The 25,280-nt window shown below is 61.9% G+C and carries 24 protein-coding genes; 4 read left to right on the plus strand and 20 right to left on the minus strand.

The window, feature by feature from the left end; translation table 11 throughout:
- Positions 1–12 precede the first annotated feature (12 nt).
- From Q5Y75_RS07480 to gap, 12 genes are all read right to left on the minus strand, one after another.
- Entirely contained in the window at positions 13–2,292 is a 2,280-nt protein-coding gene (locus Q5Y75_RS07480; protein ID WP_306195880.1) for a hybrid sensor histidine kinase/response regulator, read from the minus strand.
- A complete protein-coding gene (locus Q5Y75_RS07485; protein WP_306195882.1) occupies positions 2,292–3,452 on the minus strand; it encodes an FIST N-terminal domain-containing protein in 1,161 nt (386 codons plus the stop codon). Before Q5Y75_RS07485 ends, Q5Y75_RS07480 begins: the two co-directional genes overlap by 1 nt.
- A gap of 6 nt (positions 3,453–3,458) precedes the next feature.
- Positions 3,459–4,178, minus strand: coding sequence for a response regulator (locus tag Q5Y75_RS07490; RefSeq protein WP_306195884.1), 720 nt, complete (start codon positions 4,176–4,178; stop codon positions 3,459–3,461).
- A 153-nt stretch (positions 4,179–4,331) separates the two neighbouring features.
- Positions 4,332–5,534 carry a hypothetical protein gene (locus Q5Y75_RS07495; RefSeq protein ID WP_306195886.1) on the minus strand — a complete coding sequence of 401 codons (1,203 nt, stop codon included), beginning with the start codon at positions 5,532–5,534 and terminating at the stop codon, positions 4,332–4,334.
- Entirely contained in the window at positions 5,531–6,205 is a 675-nt protein-coding gene (locus tag Q5Y75_RS07500) for a hypothetical protein (RefSeq protein ID WP_306195888.1), read from the minus strand. The genes Q5Y75_RS07495 and Q5Y75_RS07500 overlap by 4 nt, the downstream gene beginning before the upstream one ends.
- The gene (locus Q5Y75_RS07505) at positions 6,202–7,101 is read right to left on the minus strand and encodes a VWA domain-containing protein (RefSeq protein ID WP_306195890.1); all 900 of its coding nucleotides are present in this window, start codon (positions 7,099–7,101) and stop codon (positions 6,202–6,204) included. The genes Q5Y75_RS07500 and Q5Y75_RS07505 overlap by 4 nt, the downstream gene beginning before the upstream one ends.
- Entirely contained in the window at positions 7,098–8,060 is a 963-nt protein-coding gene (locus Q5Y75_RS07510) for a VWA domain-containing protein (RefSeq protein ID WP_306195892.1), read from the minus strand. The genes Q5Y75_RS07505 and Q5Y75_RS07510 overlap by 4 nt, the downstream gene beginning before the upstream one ends.
- On the minus strand, positions 8,053–8,424 hold the full coding sequence (locus tag Q5Y75_RS07515) for a hypothetical protein (protein ID WP_306195894.1): 372 nt from the start codon (positions 8,422–8,424) through the stop codon (positions 8,053–8,055). Before Q5Y75_RS07515 ends, Q5Y75_RS07510 begins: the two co-directional genes overlap by 8 nt.
- Positions 8,421–9,326, minus strand: coding sequence for a DUF58 domain-containing protein (locus Q5Y75_RS07520; RefSeq protein ID WP_306195896.1), 906 nt, complete (start codon positions 9,324–9,326; stop codon positions 8,421–8,423). The genes Q5Y75_RS07515 and Q5Y75_RS07520 overlap by 4 nt, the downstream gene beginning before the upstream one ends.
- Entirely contained in the window at positions 9,323–10,279 is a 957-nt protein-coding gene (locus Q5Y75_RS07525) for an AAA family ATPase (RefSeq protein ID WP_306195899.1), read from the minus strand. Before Q5Y75_RS07525 ends, Q5Y75_RS07520 begins: the two co-directional genes overlap by 4 nt.
- Positions 10,280–10,380: 101 nt before the next feature.
- A complete protein-coding gene (locus Q5Y75_RS07530) occupies positions 10,381–11,286 on the minus strand; it encodes a hypothetical protein (RefSeq protein ID WP_306195901.1) in 906 nt (301 codons plus the stop codon).
- 92 nt (positions 11,287–11,378) lie between these two features.
- Positions 11,379–12,380: a type I glyceraldehyde-3-phosphate dehydrogenase gene (gene gap, locus Q5Y75_RS07535; RefSeq protein ID WP_306195903.1), complete on the minus strand. Its 1,002-nt coding sequence runs from the start codon at positions 12,378–12,380 to the stop codon at positions 11,379–11,381.
- Positions 12,381–12,644: 264 nt separating this feature from the next.
- Here gap and Q5Y75_RS07540 point away from each other — a divergent pair, with 264 nt between their 5' ends.
- The 4 genes from Q5Y75_RS07540 to Q5Y75_RS07555 all read left to right on the plus strand — a co-directional run bounded on the left by Q5Y75_RS07540 (position 12,645) and on the right by Q5Y75_RS07555 (position 15,875).
- Positions 12,645–13,409, plus strand: a complete 765-nt coding sequence (locus tag Q5Y75_RS07540) for a DeoR/GlpR family DNA-binding transcription regulator (RefSeq protein ID WP_306195905.1) — start codon at positions 12,645–12,647, stop codon at positions 13,407–13,409.
- A gap of 72 nt (positions 13,410–13,481) precedes the next feature.
- A complete protein-coding gene (locus Q5Y75_RS07545; RefSeq protein WP_306195907.1) occupies positions 13,482–14,408 on the plus strand; it encodes a LysR substrate-binding domain-containing protein in 927 nt (308 codons plus the stop codon).
- Positions 14,409–14,481: 73 nt separating this feature from the next.
- Positions 14,482–15,639, plus strand: coding sequence for an aromatic ring-hydroxylating oxygenase subunit alpha (locus Q5Y75_RS07550; RefSeq protein WP_306195909.1), 1,158 nt, complete (start codon positions 14,482–14,484; stop codon positions 15,637–15,639).
- Positions 15,636–15,875, plus strand: coding sequence for a hypothetical protein (locus Q5Y75_RS07555; protein WP_306195911.1), 240 nt, complete (start codon positions 15,636–15,638; stop codon positions 15,873–15,875). Before Q5Y75_RS07550 ends, Q5Y75_RS07555 begins: the two co-directional genes overlap by 4 nt.
- 4 nt (positions 15,876–15,879) lie before the next feature.
- Here the strand turns inward: Q5Y75_RS07555 and hpaH are convergent, their stop codons facing one another.
- The 8 genes from hpaH to Q5Y75_RS07595 all read right to left on the minus strand — a co-directional run bounded on the left by hpaH (position 15,880) and on the right by Q5Y75_RS07595 (position 25,275).
- Complete coding sequence (gene hpaH / locus Q5Y75_RS07560) at positions 15,880–16,677, minus strand: 2-oxo-hept-4-ene-1,7-dioate hydratase (RefSeq protein ID WP_306195913.1); 798 nt, start codon at positions 16,675–16,677, stop codon at positions 15,880–15,882.
- On the minus strand, positions 16,674–17,525 hold the full coding sequence (locus Q5Y75_RS07565; RefSeq protein ID WP_306195915.1) for a fumarylacetoacetate hydrolase family protein: 852 nt from the start codon (positions 17,523–17,525) through the stop codon (positions 16,674–16,676). Before Q5Y75_RS07565 ends, hpaH begins: the two co-directional genes overlap by 4 nt.
- Positions 17,522–18,919 carry a pyridoxal phosphate-dependent decarboxylase family protein gene (locus Q5Y75_RS07570; protein ID WP_306195917.1) on the minus strand — a complete coding sequence of 466 codons (1,398 nt, stop codon included), beginning with the start codon at positions 18,917–18,919 and terminating at the stop codon, positions 17,522–17,524. The genes Q5Y75_RS07565 and Q5Y75_RS07570 overlap by 4 nt, the downstream gene beginning before the upstream one ends.
- 8 nt (positions 18,920–18,927) lie before the next feature.
- A complete protein-coding gene (hpaD, locus tag Q5Y75_RS07575; RefSeq protein WP_306195919.1) occupies positions 18,928–19,911 on the minus strand; it encodes a 3,4-dihydroxyphenylacetate 2,3-dioxygenase in 984 nt (327 codons plus the stop codon).
- A gap of 12 nt (positions 19,912–19,923) precedes the next feature.
- Positions 19,924–21,432 (minus strand): 5-carboxymethyl-2-hydroxymuconate semialdehyde dehydrogenase, encoded by a 1,509-nt coding sequence (gene hpaE, locus Q5Y75_RS07580; RefSeq protein WP_306195921.1) that lies wholly within the window; start codon positions 21,430–21,432, stop codon positions 19,924–19,926.
- Positions 21,429–21,818 carry a 5-carboxymethyl-2-hydroxymuconate Delta-isomerase gene (locus Q5Y75_RS07585; RefSeq protein ID WP_306195923.1) on the minus strand — a complete coding sequence of 130 codons (390 nt, stop codon included), beginning with the start codon at positions 21,816–21,818 and terminating at the stop codon, positions 21,429–21,431. Before Q5Y75_RS07585 ends, hpaE begins: the two co-directional genes overlap by 4 nt.
- A gap of 86 nt (positions 21,819–21,904) precedes the next feature.
- Positions 21,905–22,906, minus strand: coding sequence for an aldose epimerase family protein (locus tag Q5Y75_RS07590; RefSeq protein ID WP_306195924.1), 1,002 nt, complete (start codon positions 22,904–22,906; stop codon positions 21,905–21,907).
- Entirely contained in the window at positions 22,903–25,275 is a 2,373-nt protein-coding gene (locus tag Q5Y75_RS07595) for an aldehyde dehydrogenase family protein (RefSeq protein ID WP_306195926.1), read from the minus strand. The genes Q5Y75_RS07590 and Q5Y75_RS07595 overlap by 4 nt, the downstream gene beginning before the upstream one ends.
- Positions 25,276–25,280 lie beyond the last annotated feature (5 nt).

Consider the following 25,280-nt stretch of genomic DNA (forward strand, 5'->3'; position numbering starts at 1 on the left):
AAGCTTATGGCGTCAGACTGCCCTGTCACCGCCGACTTTTGTCGGTATCGACGACTCAGTCCGGCGTATGGGGGGGCGCCAGCGGATTTTCCAGTCGATCAGGGGCCGCAACCGTGACAGTTTCACCGGTTTGGTCATCACCGAGATATCCTGCCGCACCGCTGTGGCATGCAGGTTTTCGCTGCGATTGGCCGTGATCAGGATGGCCGGAACATGGGTTTGTGTAAGCGCCCTGATCCGCGCGATCGCCGCAATCCCCGTGTCAGCATTGTCGAGCTGGTAATCCGCCAGAATGATGTCTGGCGGCATGCCTATATCGGTGACAAATTGCACGGCCTCTTCGGTCGATTGCGCGGCCAGAACGCTGGCACCGCATTGCTCCAGCCAGCGCGTGGTACCAAATAGCACATCCTCGTCATTTTCGATCACCAGCACGATGTGATCCAGCGACAGGTCCTCGGATTGCGGCAGCAACTCGACCGGTTCAGGCGCGCTGCTATCCGCCGCGACCCGGTCCATCTCGATGCTGAAGACCGATCCTACATCGGGTTTTGAGCGCACCGACAATTTATGCCCCAGCAAGCGGCAGGCCCGATCGACAACCGACAGGCCCAGCCCCATACCCGAGCCAAAGGGCACGTTGTCGGCGCGGGTGAATTCGTCGAACACGCGGGCCTGATCCTTACGCGCGATCCCGATCCCGGTATCCCAGACCTGCAGAACGATCTTGTCGCCGCGCTTGCGGCAGCCCACCAGAACCCGCCCGCCCGGATCGGTATATTGAATAGCATTCACCACCAGATTCTGGATCGAGCGCAGCAGGTAGACCGGATCGGAATGCACAAATGCCTCGCATGGCACCATGTCGAGACGCACGTTCTTTTGTTCCGCAACCAGTGCCTGATCACCATGGATGCCCGCCATCACCGACGCCAGGCTGACGCTTCGCGGCGACACGGTATCAGGCTCGGCGCTTTCCAGCCGCGAGATGTCGAGCAGCGAGTGCAGCAATTGTTCGGCCGAGCCGAAGGCGCCATCCAGACGCTCCATCATCAGGTAGAGGTCAGTCTCTCGGGTGGTCTCTTTCAGCGTGGAAATCAGCAGCTTAGCGGCATTGATCGGTTGCAACAGGTCGTGGCTGGCTGCCGCAAGAAAACGCGTTTTCGAGGACACCGCCGCCTCGGCCCGTTCCTTGGCGACGCGCAGCGCTTCTTCGACCTGAGCCTTTTCCTCATATTCGCGGATCAGCTGCTCATTGGCGCGCGTCAGTTCGGCAGTGCGCTCCATGACCCGGTTTTCCAGCATTTCCGTGGTCCGCGCCTCAAGCGTGACATCTTTGAGTTCGACCAGAAAGCCGCCGTCCGGCAATTGGTTGGCATGGACGTCGAGAACCCGGTCGGCAGCATCGCGCACGCGCTTGCGCAGCCACCCACGGCTTTTGAGTTCACGTTGCCATGTGCCAACCTTGAGCTCGTCGTCGGCCTTGATGAGGCCCCGCGCGCGCATCAGATCGAGCAGTTGCTGAACCGGCATCCCCGATTGCAACATCGCGTTGGGCAGGCCCAGCACCTCGCGGAACCGCGCGTTGTGCATCATCACCTCGGCCTCTGCGGAAAAGGTGCAAATGCCCGAGCTCATGTTCTGGAACACCGCCTGCAGATAGTCTTCCTGACGGTCGATCAGGGTTTCCTTCTCATCGCGGTTGCGCCGTACGACTGAGGTGATCTCGGTCAGCAGGATGACCACATTCTCATGCGAGGTGGACTGCGCGCTCATCTGGTACCAGCGGTCATTGCGCAACTCGATGACCACAGTTGTGATCATCCCGTTGTCGCGACTGCGATCCAGTGCCTGGGCCACCTGCGACATACTGAGATCGGACGAGGCGAAATGCGTGCTACCATAGACAAGCGTGAAAAACCGAACCAGGCCGAGGCCGGGCACGACCTTGTCGGATATGTCAGGCAGCAGCGCCTGAAACAGATCGTTGCAAAGGTTCAGCTGCCCATCGGTGAACAGGGCGAACCCCTCTTCCATTGATGACAGTGCCTCGACCAGGCTCTTGCGGGTGCGCTCGCGTTCATAGCGGGCGCTTTCCAATTCGGTCGTGGCGCGTTCCAGATCGCGGCTCTGTTCCACGACCTGCTGCTGCAATTCGATAGCAGATTGAAACGCCCGAAAGGCAGAGGGACCCACATCCTTTTGTCTGTTGGCCCGGCGCATCAACGCGTCGATGATCTTGGCCTGTTTCGCGACTTGCAGGTCGAGCGGGTCGTCGGGGTTCAGCATCATCAGGTCAGGACCCTGGTTTCGGGCTCAAAAAAAGCGACACCAACGAAAGTCTGGTTCATATGCACGCCGGATTGCTGTTCGCCATAGGTGTTGAACCCCAGAACCCGCCGGGCCTGCAATATGTCGGAAACCTTGTCGCTCAGCTGGTTCTGTTCGATCTCAAGCTTGCGCAGGACGCAATCGAAGCCAAGGATGAAGTCCGGTGCCCTGCCGATCCGGTCGCGCACATCCAGGCCGGTATCCAGTGTTTCGAGAATCTCCTTTCCGCGCCCAAGCGTCATGATCAGCCCATCGTCGATTGCTGCCAGAAAGGACAGCGCATGGCCCTCGGTCGCATCGCGGATCGCGCGCACATAATAGTTCAGGTTATGCCGCAGCAGCATCGGGTTTTCAGCAAACACCTGCGGCGACAGCGCATCGACCGGGCAGCCCACCAGTCGGGCATATTCCAACGCGGCCGGGGCTCCGTTGATCTCATAGACCAGCCGCTCGTCAGGATCGGCATCGGTGATGATGAGCGGTGAGCCAACCGGTAGGAAATGATCAAATCCCACGCCCTGGAATTGCAGGTTCGTTTCGATCAGCAACAGGACCGCCGCGTTGGTATGCGCCTGCCCCTTATGCAGCACAAAGGTTTCCTGAAACTCCAGACCGTCGCCTGCTGATCCGCCAAAGATCGGCAGATCATCCAGCACGGTTTCCAGCGTCGAGACCAGCACATCCTCCTGTTTTGACAACCCGTCCGAAAACATTAGCGCGAGCCGGTTCCAGCCTGCCGTGTGGCGGAATTTCTCGGTCTGGCGCTGCGCTTGTGTCGCGATCTCGGTTGGGTCCAGCGGGTTGAGCTGCTCGAACAGGATCGAGGCACAGCGGAAATTCGCCTTTGGAAACCCCATCAGCAGCAGTGCATCGGCCTCATAGCCGTTTGCGGTGATCTGCCCGGCTGTCGTGCAGCCGAAAACCGGCACGCCCGCCAGCGTGTCGCCCAACTCCTGCATCACGTCGCTTAGGTCAAGCGTGTGCGGAATGAACGCCAGCACAAAACATGCCGCGTCCGGTTCGAGGTCGACGCAGGCCTCGCGGATGGCAGCCTTTGACTCCGGTGCCGAAGACCGGCCGACGCGAATGAAAAAGGGTCCGTGGTCCAGGTCTCGCATCATCCACCCTCAGTGTTGTAGAAACGCGCGTGCCTCCGGTTCGCTGCCGGTCTGGCGCGCCATCACGGAATCCACCAGCACCGCCGCCTGGGTGCGGTTGCGCACGCCCAACCGGCGCAGCAGCGCGGTGATATGCGCCTTGACCGTGGCTTCGGCCAGCGACAGCTCATAGGCGATCTGTTTGTTCGGCTTGCCCACACAGATCAGCTTGAGAATGCGGGTCTGCTGCGGCGTCAGGTTCGACAATTCCGGGCTGGACCGGAATGCGCAGTTGTCCTGCGCTGGCGCGTCGTCAAGCTGACAGTATTCCTGCGGCACATAACCTCGCCCTGCCGCAATCTCGCTGATCGCGTGTTTCAGCGTGTTGGCCGAAGCGTCCTTGGGCAGAAAGCCCATCGCGCCGTTTTCGATCAGCGACTGCACCAATTCGCCCGAGGCCAGCGATGAAATCACAAGCACCCGCGCCGATGGCCTGCGTTTTCGCAACTCCTGAAAGCCTGAAATGCCCGTCACGTCGGGCAGTTTCAGATCGAACATGATCAGATCCGGATCAAACCCGCTTTCAAGCACCTCGAAGGTTTCCTGTAGCGTCCGCGCGCGCCGAATACCGCAGCCATCGAAGCTAAGCTCCAGTGCGGCCGCAAGCGCGTCGCTGTAAAGCGGATGGTCGTCAACGATCAAGACATTGGACACGGGGCCCGCTGCCATGGGGTAGCCCATCGTCTGCATTCGTAATCCTCCCAAGGTGAAGGTAGCGAAAGTGCAAATCAATTCAACTGTTTCAGTCTGCGACTCACCCGCAAATCCCGGCAAGCGCAGTCACAACATAGACTTTGGGAGTAATTTCGGCCCATCTTGCTCTGCAATCCGGGCCTGTCTGCCTCAGCGATTGCCTTCAGGCGTGGCAGAACGCAGAAATCGGGTCGCGAAGGACTTCAGATCAGGGGAGGGCGCGGTCGGATCAAAGACAGCGTGGTCAAAATCCCGGATCATCTGCGTGCGGGGCGGCGAGACCCCGTCGCGCCGAAGCATGGCAACAGCCACACGGCGCATCTCGGCGGCCTTGCCGGAGCGCGCCGTTTTGCGCAGCCGCCGCGCGAGCGGATCGAAGATCGGGAAGCGTTGCAACGCGCTCAACCCGATCACGCGATGGCCGGACATTCCCAGTGCAATTCCGAAGGCAAAGATCAGCATGGCCAGCCCCCCGACCGGCCAGCCCGGCAGATGCGCGGGTGTCACCGTTTGGGGCGCTGGTGCTGCAGCGCGATCTCCGGTCACCGAGCCATAGGCGACGCGCTGTGCTGAAATCGTTACGTCCCGCGCTTCTCGCCCCACGGTATCGAAATAGCTGAAATTCAGCGGTTCAACGATGGTGGAGGTGTCGTTCGAGGGCCGGATCGTCCAGCGCCAGAAGGCGTAGGTTACCGGTCCTTCGGGTGTCAACTCTACCAGGCGCTTTTCGGGATGCGGAAAGATCATGGCCGAGGGCGAGGTCAGATCGGGCATCGGCGGGATCATCTCGGGCGTCACACCCAGGGCTTCGATACGAACGACTCGCAGCACCCCTTCGCCTGGCACCAACTGGTCGGGCGCGTTTGACCATTGATCTGATACTTTCAAATCGCGCACCGGAAACCACCAGCCGTCATTCTGCGGCGCGGGAGCCACTTCGATGGTGAGCGGCTCGGACTGGATCTCGTATTCGAACCAATCGTCACCTTCATCCGTCAGTGTAAGCTTATGCGTGAAGGGAGCAATGTTCAGCGTCCCCGACCGCACCGGATAGATCGCCATGCGGCGGGTGAAGACCTTGAAATTGCGGCCATCGATGCGCTCTTCGCGCCAGCTGTCAGGCCCGAGCTGTGCCCAGCTGAACCCATCGAAATCCGGTTGGACCAGTTCCTCGCGTGTGATGTGACGCCGGTAAACGCCCCGGATCGTCAGCAGGATCATCTCGCGGGTGAATGGCGTGCCGATATCTTCGTCCACCGAGATGCTCAGCGACACTTCGGACGGCAGCACGGTGCGCGACTGCGCCAGACCACAAACTGGCCACAACAGGCAAATCAGGATCAGCCACCTCATTCCGCATCCTCCGGCTCTGGCGGCGACAGGCCCAGTTTCACGCGGCGCTTATGTTCCTGTGCGATGCGCGCGGCCATGAATTCACCCGGAACATCCGAGAGCTGGTTGAGCCAGCGCTCATCCGCCACCATGAATTTGTCGTCAAAAATCCGCCGCACCCCCAGCCGCCCCCGGCTGTCCAGCTCGGCCAGACCCAGCATTGTGTTGGCATTGGTAACCTCGCTGCCCGTGCCCGCCGCGCGCGCATCGCCACGCGCGATGAAACTATCGGCCTGCGGGCCGTCCTTGCGTTCCGGGAACAGGCCCAAAGCCTCGGGGTCGATCTGCAACCCGGCATAATAAGCGGCGACCACATCGAAATTGGCCTGCGCATCCGGATCCCCGCGCGCGATTGCAAGATCATAGACCTCCAGCGCTGCAGCATAGCGACCGCTCTGGGCTTCGGCATTTCCGAGATTGTAGAGCGCGCCAGCCGCGTCAAACGCCTCTGCTGCGCCCTGATACTCTCCTGCCCGATAAAGCGCCGCGCCCCGCCAGCCCGCATTGTCGAAAACCTGCGCGGCCAACCGGTTCATCCCAAACGCCATGAAAACGCGGCCAAAAGGTGCCGCGCCGCCCAACAGCACGGCCAATACCAGCAGAGCGAGTGACAGGATCGCAACCCACCTCATGCCGTATCCCTCCGAAACAGCAAGAGCAGCGGGACAAGCGCCAGAACCAGCAGATAGCGCCCCATGTCGCGCCAGAACAGCACCGGGTAATCGGCCTGTTCCAGCCGCATCCCGGCATCACTGGCCAGCCATTCTTGCAAGTCATCGGTCTGCTCAAGCGTGAACACAGCTCCACCGCCGACGCTGGCATGTGTCTCCATCCCTGCCGCAGCATTGCTCAGCGACACCACTGACAGCCGCGTGCCCGCCTCTGCCAAAGCCGCTGCCTCCTGCAATGAGGCAGGCCCAAGACCCACGCCGTCGGTGAAGAGCACGACATCGCCCGCCAATACATCCGCCTCGCGCATCAACTGACCGGCAAGCGCCAAGGCACGCTCCGGGCGCGAACCCCTGTCTGGTACCGTCTGCGCGTCGATCAGGGAAAATGTCTGGCCCACCTGCCGGTGATCGGCGGTCATATCCGTTGCTACATAGGCATCGCCCGCATAGACAATGATGCCACCCGGCCGCGTGCCAAGCGCGCTGACCCCAAAGCGGCCCATGGTCAGCATCTGTGGCCAGCGCGGATCATCGGTGACGCTGCTTGAGGCATCGACCACGAACAGGACCCCATCAAGATTGCGAAAGGATTGCGCGTCGCGTCGCTCGATAGCGGGGCCCGACAGTGCCAGAATGCAGATGCCCATCGCGACAAGCAACGCAACCAGCGGCGTGCGGTTGACGCTGGCGTCGATCCGGCCAAGCGTAGCCATGGCCCGCATCAAAACGGGGTTTGTCGCCCGGTCCCATTCACCAAACCCGCCGCTGCGGGACCAGAGCCACCAGCCGAACCCACCCAGAACCGGTAGGAGCAGCAGCCAAAGCGGCCGCAGCAGGGTGATGTCGTGGATGCTCACGCTGCCTCCCTCCAGAGCGCGAGGCAGCCCAGCACCACGGCCAGCGCGGCGGGCCAAGGCCAATAATCATGGTAAATCTCAGCGGCCAGCCCGTCGCTGTCCGTGGCTTCCAGCCGGTCCAGCGCCTCGGCCACGGCAACCAGATCATCAGTGGTTTTCACGCGAAAGCTCTCACCGCCCGAGACCTGCGCAATCGCGCGCAGTGTGGTGGTGTCCACCACCCCGCGCTCGCCTATTTCGGCACTATCCAAGTCCTTTGGCCCCAGCGCGATCGTATGCACCCGCACGCCCATCGCGGCGGCCAGTTCCGCCACCCCGCGCGGATTGGTGGCCCCCGCATTGTTGACCCCATCCGACAGCAGAATGACCACGCGTGACGCCGCTTCGCTGTCAGCCAACCGTTTCAACGCCAATCCCAGCCCGTCCGAGATATTGGTGGCGCGTCCCGATATGCCGATACTGGCCTCTTCGATGCGCCGCGCGACCGCTTCGACATCAAAGGTGAACGGAGTCGCAAAATACGCCTCGGACCCGAACACGATCAGCGCCACCCGATCCCCGCCCCTGCGCCGGGCGAAATCGGCCCCTACAGTGGTCACTGCCTCGAGCCGGGTGATCTGGCGGCCATCGAGGTAGAAATCGTCCCGCACCATCGAGCCCGACAGATCCAGCGCAACGGCCAGATCGCGGCCAGACACTTTGAGCGCGCTCACCGGTTCCAGATCACGCGGGCCTGACAGCGCAAGGAGTGTCAGCGCCCAGATCACCCAGAGAAGCATCTGACGCAGCGGGATAAGTCGCGTGCTTTCTTGTGCCCGGCCCGCCTGCAGCATCGCAGAACCGATGTGATCGGGCACCAGCAAGGCGCGCCCCGAGACCGGTTGCGGGTTGAGCAGCCGCGCGGCCAACAGGGGCAATGGCAGCGCCAGCAACACCCAGGGATCGGCCAGTTCAAACAAGGCGCGCGACCTCCGCCTCCAGCGCCTTCTGCTCGATGCCGCCCTCGCGCCGATAGAGATCGCCCCGGATCGCGGCATATCGCTCGGGCGCACGGGCTCGCAGCAAGTGCAGCAGCGCGATTCGCCGCTCGGCCTCGGGCTTGTCAGCAAGCGCCGCCATCGGGTCAGTTGGTCCCAATTCCTGAGCAACTGCGCGGCGATTGCTGAGCAGCCGTAACAGGCCAACAACCAGCAGCGCGGCAAGCCCTGCCAGTCCGGAGGCCACGGCCAGTTCGGCGACCAGCCCGCCCGGAGTCTCGGGCGGCAGGCGGATGTCCCGCAAGCTGGCCAGCATCGCCGTTTCGGAAAGTGCCGTGTCCTTCATGCCGCCATCCTTGTGGGAAAGGCGGCCGAGATCCGGCGGGCGGTCTCTTCGAGTCTGTCACTGGCATTCAGAACCAAGGCCGCGCGGTCTGCGACCTGCTGGAACATGCCCGACTCTGCCGCGTCGGCCTGCGCCAGATAGACCCTCTTTTGCCGGCCATCCGACAGTCGGATGGGATACCAGCCGCGCGGCATTTCATGGGTCTTTGCCTCGGTCATCAGAACCAGTCGCGGGCTGCGGCGATGGGCCAGCCGATCCAACCGATCGGCCAGGCCTGAACCGGGGGCGTCAAAGCCTGAAGCAATAATGATCTCGGCACCGGTTGGCGCCAACCGGTCCGCGCGGGTCAGCGCCTGATCCAGCGTCAGATCATCCTGTCGCCCGGCCAGGACAGCCTCAAGCCCGTTGCGATGGGCCTGAACCAGCCCGCCGATCACATCGAGCATACCGCGCGTGCGACCGCGTGGCGGCACGATCACCGGGGCCTCTGGTGTGATCGCCAGCAGCGCCACGCGCCCGCCGCTTTCCACCAGATGCCAGCCAATCATCACCAGCGCTTCGGCGGCGGCAACGGACAGGAACGCCCGGCGCAGTCCCCAGAACATCGACGCCCGGAAATCCGCAACCAGCAAGCTGACCCGGTCGCGTTCTTCCTGAAACTGGCGCACATGTAGCCGTCCGGTGCGGGCGGTGGTACCGCGATCCAGATGGCGGATATCGTCGCCAGCCACATATTCGCGCACATCGACAACCTCGATCCCCTGCCCCCGCCGTTTTGTGACAAAGCCGCCCGGCAAAGCGGCCATGGGCGGCGCAGCATAAGAGGACAGTGCCACGCGGCGCAAAGCGATCAACGGGCCTGAACTTAGGCCAACACCCGCGTCTGACAGCGCCTCGCTCACAGCGGCTCAACCGCGTTCAGGATATCGGCGACCACCTCCCGCAGCTTGCGCCCATCCGCCACCGCCCGCCAGGTCAGCACCATGCGATGCGCCAATGCGTCGGGGGCAACGGTTGCAACGTCCTCGGGCAAGGCAAAATCGCGCCCACGCAGAAACGCCCGCGCCCGTGCCGCCGAGGCCAGCGCCAGCGAGCCGCGCGGCGAAACCGCGTGTTCCACATCCCCGGCCATATCGCCCTCACGCGTGGCGTTTACCAGCCGCACAATGTAATCCCGCAATTCAGGCGCCAGATGCACCGCCCGAACTTGCGACCTTGCGGTTTCCAGATCCGCCAGTGTCATGCGCCGTGCGGCAGGCGGGCCATCCTCGGTTTCGGAAATCACCAGATCGAGGATTCGGCGTTCGGTTTCGGGGGTGGGCAGGCGCAGCACCACATGCAGCAGGAACCGGTCCAACTGCGCCTCGGGCAGCGGGAAGGTGCCGTCATGTTCGATCGGGTTTTGTGTGGCCACCACCAGGAACGGATCGGGCAGTTTATGGGTCTCGTTTCCGACGGTCACCTGATGCTCGGCCATCGCCTCCAGCAGGGCCGATTGCACCTTGGGCGGCGCGCGGTTGATCTCGTCGACCAGAACCAGATTGTGAAAGACGGGGCCGGGCACAAACTCGAAAGTGCCTTCCTGCGGGTGGTAAACCGGCGTGCCGGTCAGGTCTGAGGGCATCAGATCAGGCGTACACTGAATGCGCGCGAAGCTGCCCTCGATCGCGTTTGACAGCCATTTGACCGCCCGCGTTTTAGCCAGACCGGGCGGCCCCTCGACCAGCAGATGTCCGCCTTCGAGCAGAGCGATCAGCAGGCATTCCACCAAATGCTCATGCCCAACCAAACCCTGCGACAGATAGGCGGATAAATCCCCCAAGCCGCTTGGCGGGGTGTCGGGTCTGGTGTCCATATCGCCTCCCTGCGGCCATGTCAGACCATCTTGTCGAAGATCAGGCTAACCGGAGTTCCCGTGCCGTCAAACACAGCTTAAGGTATTACACCGGTCGCAGCTTAGGTGCAGCCGCTATCAAACAGCGGGGCAAAGCGGGGATCGGCCAGGGTTTCGTCCGCCAGCGCGCGCAGGCGGTCGTAATGGGCATCGATATAGTCGATGAAGCCCGGATCGACCGTCTGATCCACTGGTGTGCGCCCAACCGCATGCATCATGAAGACGTCAAAGGCACACAGACCAGCAGGATTGGATTGCAGCAGCGCGCGCATGAAAGCGTGGGACTCCCATGGCAGCCGTTGCATGTTCACAGGTGTCTCCTGCAGCTTCGACAGAAACCCGGCCCGCCGATCATAGAGCAGGATATCCATGCCGAAGGTGAAGGACTGAAACAGCTCTTCGATGAGGATCGACTTGTAGAACGCGGCCTCCAGCCTGTCCGGGCGCGCATGCGCCGGTTGCTTGACCATGATATGAGTGCCCTGCCCGCGTCGTCCGAAAAAGGTCTGTGCCATGGCCGGCGATGAGGCAACATAGCTGCGGCTCGACGGCAGCCCAAGCTGGTGCACCTCGTTCAGCCATTGCAGATCTGATGACAGCGCCCGGTTCGGCGGATGCCCGGAATACAGCCGCAAGATCACCGTTCGACCCGACCCGCAACCCCGCGCTGTGGGACCGGCATATCGTACCGGGGCGGGATATCCGAAACTGTGGTGAAGCAAGGCTCGGAAGGTATCGAGCACCGCCAGGGTCTGCGGATGCGGCCTCTCTCCCACCAGGCAGAGCGATGCCCCCGCCAGATCGCGCCCATGAATATGCACAGGGATCGCCATGTCACGGCCCACCATCGTGACCCGCAACTCATAATTCCAGCCGCGCCGGGCGAGATCCAGATAGGTGCCCTTGTCGGCCTGCGCCCCGCCTGCCAGCATCAGGGCAAGAAACAATTGGATGATGATCCGCAGCATACATAACTCCTGCGGCCTGAACCTAGCGCGCTGAGGTCAGAGCGTCCACTTTCTCGCGCAAGGCTACAGGCCGATCAGGTGTTGTGTATCCCTCAGATCAGCTTGCCCATGGCCACGGCAGTATCCGCCATGCGCATCGAGAAGCCCCATTCATTGTCATACCAGCTCAGGACGCGGCACATATTGCCGTCCATCACCTTGGTCTGATCGGTGGCGAAGATCGACGAATGCGGGTCATGGTTGAAATCCATCGAGACCAGTTTTTCGTCGGTCACGCCCAGAATTCCCTTCAACGGGCCTTCGGCTGCGGCGGTGATCGCGGCGTTGATCTCCTCGGGGCTGGTATCGCGATTGGCCTCAAAAGTCAGATCGACCACTGAGACATTCGGCGTCGGCACCCGGATCGCCACACCGTCCAGCTTGCCGTTCAGTTCGGGCAGAACCAGCCCCACCGCCTTGGCCGCCCCGGTAGAGGTCGGGATCATGTTCGCCGCCGCCGCACGGGCGCGGTAGAGGTCCTTGTGCAACGTATCCAGCGTTGGCTGGTCACCGGTATAGGAGTGGATCGTGGTCATGAACCCGCGCTTGATGCCGACCGTGTCATTGAGAACCTTGGCAACCGGCGACAGGCAGTTGGTGGTGCAGGAGGCGTTCGAGACAACCAGATCGGCCCCGGTCAGCGTGCCGTCATTCACCCCGTAAACGATGGTCTTGTCCGCATCCTTGCCGGGGGCCGAGATCAGCACCCGTTTCGCGCCATTCTCCAGATGCGCCTGGCAGGCCTCTTTCGAGGTGAAGATGCCGGTGCATTCCAACACCACATCCACATGGCTCCAGGGCAGATCGGCGGGGTTGCGGATGGCGGTCACCTCAATCGGGCCGCGGCCCGCGTCAATGGTGGTCTCGGTCGTCGTGACCTCAGCCGGGAAACGGCCATGCACCGAATCATAGCGCAGCAGATGCGCATTGGTTTCGACCGGGCCCAGATCGTTGATGGCCACAACTTCGATATCGGTGCGACCGGATTCAATGATCCCACGCAACACATTGCGGCCAATCCGGCCAAATCCGTTGATTGCTACTGTTACAGCCACGGTTCTCTCCTCAGACCCTGAATACGTTCGAATTCTACTGTCGGATCGACGGCGTTTTCTAGTGTGGTCAATCGCTTTTGGTCCCGCCGAACTTGTTAGCGGTAACAAGCATGGCTGATGGCCAATTGTCAAGCGAATCGCCATTAGATGATTGCGGTTTCTGGATACTTTTCTTCGGTTTTGGGAAATTGTGAGCGAATATGCGCGTTTCCCCTTGAATGTGAACATCACCTGCCTGAGTCTGAGGATGGAAAAGGGAGCCAGATGAACAGCGAAATCCGAAAATCGGCCATTCTGGAATTGGCGCAATCCGATGGTATGGTCAGTGTCGAGGGGTTGGCCACGCAGTTCGGCGTCGCAGCCCAGACGATCCGGCGAGATCTGGCGCAGCTGGCGCAAAAGGGCAAGCTGAACCGGGTCCATGGCGGTGCGGTGCTGCCCTCGGGGCCGACCAGTCTGGATTATGTGCGCAGGCAGAACGTGAATGCCGAAGGCAAGGCGAGGATCGGGGCGCTCTGTGCGCAAAACATCCCCGATAACGCGTCGATCTTCATCAATATCGGCACCACGACCGAAGCGGTGGCCCGCGAATTGACCGGCCATCGCGGATTGCTGGTGGTCACCAACAGCCTGAACATCGCGAATATTCTGGCGGCAAACCCGGAGATTGACATCATTGTCGCGGGCGGTGCCTTGCGCCGTACCGATGGCGGATTGCTGGGCAATCTGACCACGCAGGTGGTCGATCTGTTCAAGTTCGACCTCGCCGTAATCAGCTGCGCCGCCATCGACGAGGATGGCGACCTGCTGGATTATGACCTACAAGAAGTCAACGCCACCAAGGCGATCACACGGCAGTCAAAAGCTACTTTCGTGGTGGCCGATCACACCAAGTTCCAGCGCCGCGCGCCCGGCAAGATCGGCTCGCTCGGCGACAGCCACACGCTGTTCACCGACGCGCCCGTGCCTGTCGCGCTGCGTGCTCGCTGTGACGATTTGGGTGTGCGGGTTTGCGAGAGCGATACCTGATCTAGGTCTGGCCCCAGCCCGCAAAGCCCGGCATAGTCGCGTTATGTCAGCTCATCCATAGCACGCCCATACATGTCACGACGCCATTACAACCTGCCCCCCTTTGCCACGCTCTCGGCCTTTGAGGCCGCCGCACGACATCAGAGCTTCAAGGACGCCGCGCAGGAGCTGTCTGTCACGCCGGGGGCTGTCAGCCATCAGATCAAGGCGCTGGAGCGGGAACTGGGCTTCGCCTTGTTCCAACGTCGCCATCGCGGAGTAGAATTGACCGAGGCGGGGCGCGATCTGTTCCAGGGCCTGTCGGCCGGGTTCAGCCGAATGTCGCAGAGCCTTCAGGCGCTGCGCGAGCGGTCCGAGGACAAGGTGGTCACCATCGGCTCGACTTCTGCGGTGGCGACATTGTGGCTGTCGCAGGCGGTGCTGCGGTTCTGGCGCGAGCACCCGGATATCAACGTGAACCAGATTGTGCGGGACCGCCCCTTTGCCAATCCGGGCGATCTTGATCTGTTCATCTGGTACGGCCCCTACCGCCATTCCGAGGTGGACCGCACCGTGCTTTATCGTGACCGGCTGGTGCCGGTGGCGCGGCCGGAACTGGCCGCATCACTTCACGGGGCGGACCTCGCGACGCTGGCCAGTCAGCGGCTGATCCACATGACCTCTGACAATTCCACCTGGACCGAATGGGGTGACTGGTTCCGGCAATTGGGCCATGACGGACCGATCACTGCGGGCATACGGGTGAACAATTACGCCATAGCGCTGCAAGCCGCACAGGATGGTGCCGGGCTGGCGCTAGGATGGGAACGCCTGATCGCACCGCTACTGAGCAGTGGCGCCCTTGTGGCGATCACACCGCATATGCTGCGCGCGCCGCACCGGTTCTACATCCATGGCAAACCCGATGCCGATCTGTCGGCCAGCGCCATGCAGCTGCGCGACTGGATCATCCGGGAAATTCGCTCGGGCTCACATGATTTGAATTCACCTCAAACGTAACTTTTCTGAGGTTGTGAGTCGCCGCCAAACCGCATTCAATGCCGCTCCGACACTCACTTGCGGAGGACGCCAGATGAACAAACCGACACAGCTCGCACCGGTCATGACATCGGTGAACACCGCAAACGGCTTGCCAAACGCGCATTACACCGATTCCGAGGTCTTTGCCGAAGAGCGTAGCGCCGTGTTGTTCGCGAACTGGTCAGGGGTGGGATTTGGCAAGGACATCCCGGAAACCGGCGATGCAAAGCCTATCGATTTTCTCGGTATGCCGCTGCTTTTGGTGCGCGATAAGGACGGTGAAGTCGGCGTGTTCCAGAACACCTGCCGTCACCGGGGCATGATCCTGGTCGACGCGCCCAAGAAGATCACCGGCGCGATCCGCTGCCCCTATCACAGCTGGTGTTACGACCTGAAAGGCCGTCTGCGCGCCACGCCGCATGTGGGCGGGCCGGGCCAGAACCAGCATGGGGATGTGAAGCTGGACGAGTTGGGACTGGTCCGCATCCGATCCCATGTCTGGAAGGACGTGATTTTCGTCAATATTGACGGCAACGCCCCGGATTTCGAGATCGCCCATGCCGATCTGCTGAGCCGTTGGTCCGAGTTTGATCAGCCCTTGCATGCGGGCGGCGGTTCCTCCTCCTTCAAGCTTGAGGTTGCCACCAATTGGAAGCTCGCGGTCGAAAACTACTGCGAAAGCTACCACCTGCCCTGGGTGCATCCCGGCCTCAACAGCTATTCCCGGCTGGAGGATCACTACAACATCGAGAAACGCGGGGCCTATTCCGGACAGGGCACGCTGGTCTACCGGCAGCTCAAAGGCGTGGATGGTGCCGTCTTTCCCGATTTCGCCGGGCTCAGCGAGAAATGGGATGAAGGTGCGGAATATATCGCGGTCTATCCCAATGTGCTGTTGGGCGTGCAGCGCGACCACACCTTCGCGATTGTGCTGGAGCCGGTCGGCTGCGAGCGCACCGTCGAGCATGTGGAGCTCTACTATGCCCAATCCAATGCCGACACGCCCGAGTTGAGCGATCTGCGCGAGGCCAATGCGCAGCAATGGCGCGGGGTGTTCGAAGAGGATGTTTTTGTTGTCGAGGGCATGCAGAAAGGGCGTCACGGGGTGCTGTTCGACGGCGGACGCTTCTCGCCGGTGATGGACGGGCCCACGCATAACTTCCACCATTGGGTGGCCAGCCAGGTCGAGGCAGGCCGGACCACGTTGTGAGTGACGCCGCGCTGGATCAACTCTTGCTGAAGGCACATGCCGAAGATGACAAGGCGGCACTGGTGCGACTTTACACAGAGGCCGCCGATCAAAGTGAGGCAGGTGGCAACGTGGATGCCGCCTGCTTTTACCTGACCCACGCCTTAGTTTTTGCGCTGGAAACCGGTGCATCCGAAGCGAAGCAACTGAATGCGCGTCTGGTCGAGAAGGGTCGCGCGCACCCTTGGCAGCCCTGAACCCTCAGGCGAAATTCACCGAGACCGACCCGAAGGGGCCGAAATCGGCAAGGATGCGCGTGCCGGGAGGGCACTCAATGGGCCGGATGAAGCTACCCGACAGGATGATCTGTCCCGGTTCGATCTTCTGGCCATATTGCGCCATGCGGCGGGCAAGCCAGACCACGCTTTCCACCGGATCGTTCAGCACGCCGGCGCCCAGCCCGGTCTCTTCGAGCTCATCATCACGGAAGGTCAGTGCACCCACCCAGCGCAGGTCGAAGTCTTCGATGCCATGCCGTTCAGAGCCCAGCACCACACCGGCATTGGCGGCGTTGTCGCTGATCGTGTCAAACACATTACGTGCCTGGCCGCTATCGGGGTCAGCGCGCAGAATTCTCGTGTCGAGGATTTCGATGGCGGGGCAGACATAATCGGTTGCCGCGCGGATATCCTCCGCCGTCACATCCCCACCCAAGGGTGATTTCATCACAAAGGCAATTTCAGTCTCGATCCGGGGCTGGATAAAGCGGCCTTGCGGCACGGTCGCCCCGGTCTCGAACGCCATATCGTCAAACAGGATACCGCTATCGGGAATGTCGATCTTAAGCGCCGATTGCATCGCTTTCGAGGTCAGCCCGATCTTCCACCCGATCACGCGTCGGCCCTGCGCCAGTTTGTGCGTCATCAAGGCGCTCTGCACAGCATAGGCATCATCCATTGCCATATCCGGATAGCGCAGGCTCAGCAGCCCAATCTGCTGACCGGTCTCTTCAGCGCGCAGCAGGTCAGTGGCAGCCTGCGCGTGGTCTTCTGGGGTCATGCCTCGTCCTCCACCCCGTTGCGCAGGGTGCCGATCCCCTCAACCTCAACTTCGACTACGTCGCCGGGCACCAGGTAGCGCGGCGGATCGAACCGCGCGCCCGCGCCGGTGGGCGTGCCGGTGACGATGATGTCGCCGGGTTCCAGCGTGGTGAAGGTCGAGATATAGGCAATCTCATCACGGATCGGAAACATCATGCGGTCGAGCGTATCCTCCTGCCGTACCTCGCCGTTCACCCGTGTCACGATCCGTGCCTTATCCAGCTGTGTGGGGTCGGTGAAGGGCACCAGCCACGGGCCCATCGCGCCCGACCGGTCCCAGTTCTTGCCCTGCGTCACGTTGAATTTCGCGTGACGCACCCAGTCGCGGATGGTGCCCTCATTGCAGAGTGTCAACGCTGCGATGTGGTCATAGGCGTTCTCGGCGGCGATCCGGCGGCCCCCTTTGCCGATCACCACGGCGACCTCGCCTTCATAGTCGAGCGTCTGGTTCTCGGGCGGGCGGATCAGGGGCTGGCCATGCCCGGTAAAGGACGACGCAAAACGGGGGAACAAAGACATGTATTTTGGCTGCGCGCTGCCATCCTTGTATTCGGCATTGCGGTCCGGGAAGTTCACGCCGACACAGATGATCTTGCCCGGGCTCGGAACAGGGATCTGGTAAGTGACATTTTTATGCGTCACCACCCTGCCCCGCGCCGCCTGCTCCAGCGTGGCGAACCCATCCGCTGCGATCACATCGCGCAAGCTGGGCCAGTCGGGGAAGAGCGGGTTGAGTGCGATCAGGCCGTCGTCAGTCACCGCGCCATAATACGTCTCGCCCCCGGCAGAATAGGTGGCAAACCTCATGCGATCTCCTTCCAGACCTCGTCGATGACACCCGCGGCCATCATGACATCCTCGCGGGTACAGTCGAACTGCCCGACCGAGAAACGGATGATCTTGCGGCCCTCATGCAGGCCTTGGGTAAGGTAGATGCGCCCATCGTCGTTGAGCGCGTCCACCAGCCGCTGCTGCATTTGATCATCCCCGGGACAGCGGAAGGAAAAGAGGCTCAAGATGGGTTCCGTCACAATCTCGAACCCCTCCAGCGCCCGGATGCGATCACAAACCTCCCCGGACCATGTGACGTGATTGCGGATACGGCTGCGCAAACCCTCGACCCCGTAGGACCGTAGAAGGAACCAGATTTTCAGCGCGCGAAAGCGGCGACCCAGTGGGATGGTCCATTCGGAATAGTTGGTCACGGCTTCACCGGAGGTCTTGAGATATTCCGGCTCGATCTTCAGCGTGTTCAGCTGTGCCTGCGGGTCGCGTAGGAACTGCACCGAGCAATCGAACTGCGCGCCCAGCCATTTATGCGGGTTGAAGACGATACTGTCGAACCCGTCCACATCTGCCCAGAAGTCCTCGCGAAATTCTGGACAGATCATCGCCGCCCCCGCCCAGGCTGCGTCGAGATGGGTATAGAGATCTTCGTCCCGCGACACCTGCAGCAACGGTCCCAGAATGTCGCTCGCCCCGATCCCTGTCGCACCTGTCACCGCGATGATCCCCGCTGGAATATGCCCCGCTGCGCGGTCGGCGGCGATGGCCTGCCGCAGCGCCGCCACGTCGATCCCGTAGCGCGGGCCGGTTGTGCCGATCTTGACCAGATTGTCCTGCCCGATCCCCGCCACCCAGCAAGCTCGGTCGATCGAGGAATGCACCTGATCCGAGCAGTAGATCCGCAAGTGTCCCTGCCCCGACAACCCCGCACGATTGCCACGCCAGCCGGTGGCGCGTTCGCGCATGGTCAGCACCGCTGAAAGCGTTGCCGAAGACGCGCTGTCCTGAATGACGCCGCTATAGCCTTCGGCCAGTCCCAATGCCTGTCGCAGCCAATCGATCATGACCCCTTCGACCTCTGTTGCGGCGGGCGAGGTCTGCCAGAGCATGCATTGCACCGCCAGCGTCGACACCAGCATCTCGGCCAGCATGGACGGGGGCGCCGCATTGGCCGGGAAATAGGCGAAGAAACGGGGATGCTGCCAATGGGTGACACCGGGCATCACGATGCGTTCCACATCGGCCAGGATCATCTCCATCGCCTCGCCGCTCTCCGGAGGCGCAACAGGCAATTGCGCCGCGATCTCACCGGGCGCGGTCTGTGCCCGTACGGGCCGGTCGCGCAGGGTCTTGTGATAGTCCGCGGCCCAATCCGAGATATGCTTGCCCCAATGGGCGAATTCATCCCAATCCATGTCAGCCCTCACGGCGCGATGATCGGCGTGGCGTCAAGCTCGGCCTCAGTCACCGGAACACCCACAAATTCGGTCCCATGCTCAAACCAGCTGCGCGGTGCGGGCGCGCCCCAAAGCGTCTGCCGCTGCGGGTCCTTCAGGTCCCATTTGATCGGTTCGTGGTCGGGATCGACCGTCTGATAATCCGAGCTGTAGATCTCAATCCGATGCCCATCCGGGTCGAGGATATAGAGGAAGAACGCATTCGAAATTCCGTGCCGCCCCGGCCCGCGCTCGATATTGCCCACATAGCCGGTGGTCGCCATCACATCGAGCAGGTCGATGATGTGCAGCGGGTTGGCGACCCAGAAGGCCACGTGATGCATGCGCGGCCCGCGCCCGTTGGTAAAGGCCATATCGTGCACCCCGCCCTTGCGGTGCAACCACGCGGCCCAAAGGCGGCTGGTGTCCTCGTCCTCGGTGTATTCCGTCACCCGGAACCCGAAATCGCTGTAAAACGCCACGCTCTCATCCACGTTGCGCGAGAAACAGTTGAAGTGATCAATCCGCAGCGGCCTGACCCCGTGATACCGCCCGTATTCCTGATGAATGGGCGTCAGCCGGTCCATCTGGTGATAAAACTCCAGCGGGATGCCCATATTGTCCGAGGTCAGCAGGGTGCGGCCCTGATAGGGCCGCTGCACCCATTCCGTGGGCCGTCCTTTGGCGCGGAAATAGGCATCGGCGCGGTCCAGATCGTCTTCGTCAAAGGTCTTGAAGCCCATCACCTCGACGGTGCCAGGCTGGTCGGATTTCTGCAGGATCACCGAGTGATGCCCGCGTTCCTCCAACGCGCGCAGATAGATGTGGCTTTCGTCCTCATCTGCCACCTGCAACCCGAACATATCGACATAAAACGCCCGCGAGGCGGCCAGATCGCTGACATTCAGGCACACATGGCTGAGGCGAATGGTGTTGAACGCGGGATAGAGATTGGGGGCGGGAACCGGCATGTCGTCTCTCCTCTATGCGCCCAGACGGGGGATTTTATGCGTCCCGGTGGCGAAACCGATATGTTTCTGTTCCATATAAAACTCGAACGACCAGTCGCCGCCATCGCGGCCAATGCCACTGGATTTCACGCCGCCAAAGGGCGTTGGCAGGTGGCGCACATTCTCCGAGTTCACCCAGATCATCCCGGCCTCCAGCCGGTCGGTAAAGCGCAGGGCGCGGGTCAGATCGTTTGTCCAGACATAACCCGTCAGCCCGTAGGGCGTGTCATTGGCAAGGGCGAGCGCCTCCTCCTCAGTGGCAAACGGGATCGAGGTCAGGACCGGGCCAAAGATTTCCTCCCGCGCGATCCGCATATCGTTGCGCGCGCCGGTGAACAGCGTGGGCCGGACGAAATAGCCTTCGCCCCCTACTGTCTCACCCCCGGCAGCAATGGTTGCGCCATCCTGCCGCGCGATATCGAAATAGGAGGTGACCTTGTTGAAATGCTCCTCGCTGATCAGCGGCCCGATCTCGGTCTCGGGGTCCAGCGGATGGCCAACCTTGATCCGGTTCACCCGTTCGATCAGCCTGGCCTCGAATTCCTCGCGAATGGTGTCCTGGACCAACAGCCGCGAGGACGAGGTGCAGCGCTCGCCATTGATCGAATAGATCATGAAGATCACCGCATCCAGCGCGCGCTCCAGATCAGCGTCGTCAAACACGATCACCGGGTTCTTGCCGCCGAGTTCCAGATGGTTACGCTTGAGCGTATCGGCTCCCTGTTTGGTGATAAGAGAACCTGTCCGGCTTTCACCCACAAAGGCAATCGCGCGGATCATGGGATGCTCACACAACGCGCGGCCCGCATCCTCGCCAAACCCATTCACCATGTTCAAAACACCCGGCGGCAGCCCCGCCTCTTCGGCGATTTCGACCAGCAGGCGCGCGGTCAAGGGTGAAGCCTCGGCCGGTTTGTGCACCACCGTGCAACCTGCTGCCAGCGCCGGAGCAATCTTCCACGTGCTCAGCATGAAGGGCGTGTTCCACGGCGTGATCACCCCGACCGGGCCGATCGGTACGCGGGTCGTGACATTCATCAGCGTCGGTGATTTCAGATGCTGGCCATCGCGGGCCTGCACCACCTGATCGGCGAAATAGCGAAAATTCTCCGCCCCGCGCAGCGCCGCCTTGGACATGAATCGCAACGCCTGACCGGTATCCCAACACTCACACAGCGCAATCTCTTCGGCGCGCGCCTCGATGCCCGCCGCCACGTTGAGCAGAATCTTGCGCCGCTCACTCACGGGCGTGTCGCGCCAATCCGCAAAAGCCCCCGCCGCCGCCTGGGCCGCCGCGTCGATATCAGCGGCATCACCGCGCGCCACATCGCAGATCACGCTCTTGTCCACCGGGGAGATCGTCGTGAACTTGCCAGCCGATCCACTCCGGTCTTGTCCGGCAATGCGGTGCCGGATGCTACCTTCGCGAAACCGCGCCAGAAAACCGTTCAGTTTTTCGATTTTCTGCTCAAGCGCATTCATGATTGTCCCCCCAGATACTCCCGGATCGTGCCCGTCTTGGGCGAGAGTTCGGGGTCAATGTCCCGCATCTCCAACGACAAGGCCAGCGAATGCTGCGCCATGTAGGGCCTGAGAAATTCCTCGGCCGCGCGGAACAGCACATCTGCCGCCGCCTTGCGTATCTCCATTGGGCGACCGGCCCGCAAACGGACCGAGATGTCGACAAAGCCGTGCTTGGGGTCACCATCAGCAATGGCATAGTGATCAGCACGCAGCGCCCGCACTCGCAATCCGGCCAAGGGAAACGCTTCGATGTCGGCAGCGGCCTGTCGCAGACAGGCGCAGAGCGCCGAGATATCGACGCGATCCTCCAGATTTGCCGAATACTCAATCGACAGGTGCGGCATGACCGGCTCTCTCCCACATATTAATTATCATGTTAATTAATATGTGGAGAAATGTCAAGCCTACACTCACAGAGGTGCCTCAAAGGTCAGATAAAGTGCTGAAATCGGAACTGCGATTGACTGCGATGGATCGCGCCGGGCACCAGTATGGCCGCCGGAAACCCGTTCTGGTTCATTGCATCGGGCCAGAGCTGTGGCTCAAGCGCGACGCCGCTGTAGCGGTCATATGGCTGACCCAGCAGGCCTTGGCGATCCGGCTCGTCGAACTGGCTGTTGGTGTAGATTTGCAGCCCCGGCTCGGTGGTGGCGATGCCCATGGCCAGCCCGCTCCTACGTGAGATCAGCCGCCCGACCTCGCGCAGCGCGACCCGTTGTGATGCGAGGCAGAAATTGTGGTCCAAGGGAAAATCACCGAGCGCGCGCGGGTCCCGGAAATCGAAATCCGTCCCCGCCACCGGGCGCTGTTCGCCCGTGGGGATCAAGTCGTCATCCACCGGCAGATAGTGCTCTGCCGCAAGTGTCATCTCATGGCTGCAAATGCTGCCGCTGTCATCGAGCACGAAGTAGTTATGCGGCGCGAAATTGCAGGGCGTCTCCTGATCGCTGCGCGCCTCAATGGTGATCTCCAGAACTGGGCCTAGCCGGATCGCATAGGTCACCTCGACGCCCAGAGTGCCGGGAAAGCCCATATGGCCATCCGGCATCTCAAGGCTCAGCGTCATCCCATCATCGTTCTGCGCCTTCAGGGTCCAGAGCATGCGGTCGCTGCCCTGGCTGCCCCCATGCAACGTGTGGCGACCCCGGAAGTTCCGGTCCGCCTGATACCAACGCCCGCCCGCCTGAAACCGCCCCAGCGCGATCCGGTTGGCGAAGCGACCCACGACTGCACCGAAATAGCCGCGGCTTTGCAGGTAATCCTCCAGCGCAGGCCAGCCCAGTACCAGCGGATGCGCCACCCCGTCCAGACGCAAATCCTGCAGGGTGGCCCCATAGGTCAGCACATGTGCCTGCAGACCGTCGCGCGCGATGGTGAGGCGCTGAACCTGACTGCCGTCGGGCAGGGTTCCGAAGGGCTCCCGCGTGCTCATTCGCCGTAGGGTATCCAGACGTTCTTCACCTCGGTCGCATGGCGCAGATATTCTTCGCCTTCACTCTGCGCAGGATCGGTCCAGTCGATAGCCTTGCCGTAATTTACCCAGGTGCGTTTCAGGTTTGCCGCCGCCGCGCGTTCGACCATGGCCGAGCCGTCCTGCGTGCCATGATACCAGACCCCGTCGACACCATAGTGATCGGCGAGCGTCTTGGCCAGGTCGTCCTTCGGACCGGTGACAATATTCACCACTCCGCCCGGCAGGTCGGAGGTGTCGAAGACCTGATAGAGATCGGTCGCCGAGAGCGGGTGCGCCTCTGACGGGACCGCAACCACCGCGTTACCCATGGCAATCGTCGGTGCGACAAGCGAGACGAAGCCCAGCAAAGGGGCCTCTTCGGGGCAGGCAATGCCCATGACGCCCACAGGTTCCTTCATGGCGACGGTCACCCCGCGCAGGGGCACCGAATGCACCTGCCCGTCATATTTGTCGGCCCAGGCGGCATAGGTGAAGAACCGGTTGATCGCCGCCTCGACCTCGCTTGCGGCCGCCTTTGAAGAGGCCCCCGTCATCTCGCGCACACGATTTTCGAATTCACCCGCCCGTGCGGCAAGGTTTTCGCCGATATAGTAGAGGATCTGCGCCTTGTTGTGGCCTGAGGCCTTGGCCCAGCTGCCCGAGGCGGCCGTTGCGGCCTCGACCGCGTTGCGGATATCCTTGCGGTTGCCGCTGCCCACATGGCTGATCAGCTTGCCCTTGGGCGTGGCGATGGGCTGGCTATAGCCGCTATCGGGCCTTGCCTGTTTGCCGCCGATATACATCTTGGCGGTGCGGTCGATGCCCTCGCCCCCACCCTCGGTGAGCGCATGGACCTTGACTGGAGCAATATCCTTGAGTGCTTTCAAGTAGCTTGGCTTGACGTATTCAAAAAGCCCCTCGCGCCCGCCTTCACGCCCGAACCCGCTTTCGCGATAGCCACCAAAGCCGGCTGCGGCGTCGAACTGGTTGGTGCAGTTGATCCAGATGACCCCCGCCTTGATCTGCGGCGCAATGCCGAGCGCGAGGTTGATATTCTCGGTCCACACACTCGCCGCCAGCCCATAGCGGCTGTTATTGGCAAGCTGCACCGCCTCGGCGGGCGTGCGGAAACTCATCGAGACCAACACGGGACCAAAGATCTCCTCCTGCGCCAGCGTGTCCCCGGCCTCGACCCCCGTCAGCAAGGTCGGCGGGTAGTAGCAGCCGTTCTCAGGCAGCGAGGTTTCACCGCGAAACGCAGTCGCACCCTCATCAACGCCCTGTTCCACCAACTGCGTGATGCGCTGATGCTGTACCGGATCGACGATGCAGCCGAGGTCGATCGACTTGTCTAGCGGGTCGCCCACACGCAGGGTTTGCATCCGCTGCCTGAGGCGCTCGTGGAAGGTCTCGGCGATGCTCTCCTGCACTAGCAGGCGCGAACCGGCGCAGCAGACCTGCCCCTGATTGAACCAGATCGCATCGACGATGCCCTCAATCGCGCTGTCGATATCGGCGTCGTCGAAAACGATGAAGGGGGATTTGCCGCCCAGTTCCAGCGTCAGCTTCTTGCCAGTGCCCGCCGTCTGTTCACGCAGGATGCGCCCTACGCGGGTGGAGCCGGTGAAGGCAACCTTGGACACATCCGCATGTTCAGCGATCATCGCCCCGACGGGTCCATGCCCGGTGATGATGTTGACGACACCTTCGGGCAGCCCCGCCTCGATACAGATATCGGCAAAGAGCAGCGCGGTCAGTGAGGTGTATTCAGCGGGCTTCAGAACCACCGTATTGCCCATCGCAAGCGCGGGCGCGATCTTCCACGCCAGCATCAGGAAGGGGAAGTTCCACGGGATCACTTGCCCAGCAACACCGATGGGCTCATAGTCCGCCATTTCGCGTTCCATCAACTGTGCCCAGCCCGCGTGATGGTAGAAATGGCGCGCGGACAGCGGGATATCGGCGTCGCGGCTTTCGCGGATCGGCTTGCCGTTGTCGAGGCTTTCCAGCACGGCAAACAAACGCGCGTGTTTCTGGATCAGCCGCGCCAGTGCGTAAAGGTGCCGCGCGCGCCCTGCTCCGCCCAGTGCGGCCCAGGCTTTCTGGGTTTTCGATGCCGCTTTGACAGCGGCGTCCACGTCCTTGGCGCTCGCTTCGGTCAGCGAGGCCAGCACTTCGCCATTGGCCGGGTTCATGCTGTCGAAACGATCCTTGCCGGGTTTGGTGAACGCCCCGCCGATGAACAGTCCGAATTTGCGATCGTGGCGGTCGAGCCAGGCATCCGCCTCGGACACGCTTTCGGGGGCGGTGCCGTAATCCATGGTCTTAAAGATCTCTGAAACTGTCATGGAGG

The sequence above is a fragment of the Ruegeria discodermiae genome (assembly GCF_030758345.1).
GTDB lineage: Bacteria > Pseudomonadota > Alphaproteobacteria > Rhodobacterales > Rhodobacteraceae > Ruegeria_C.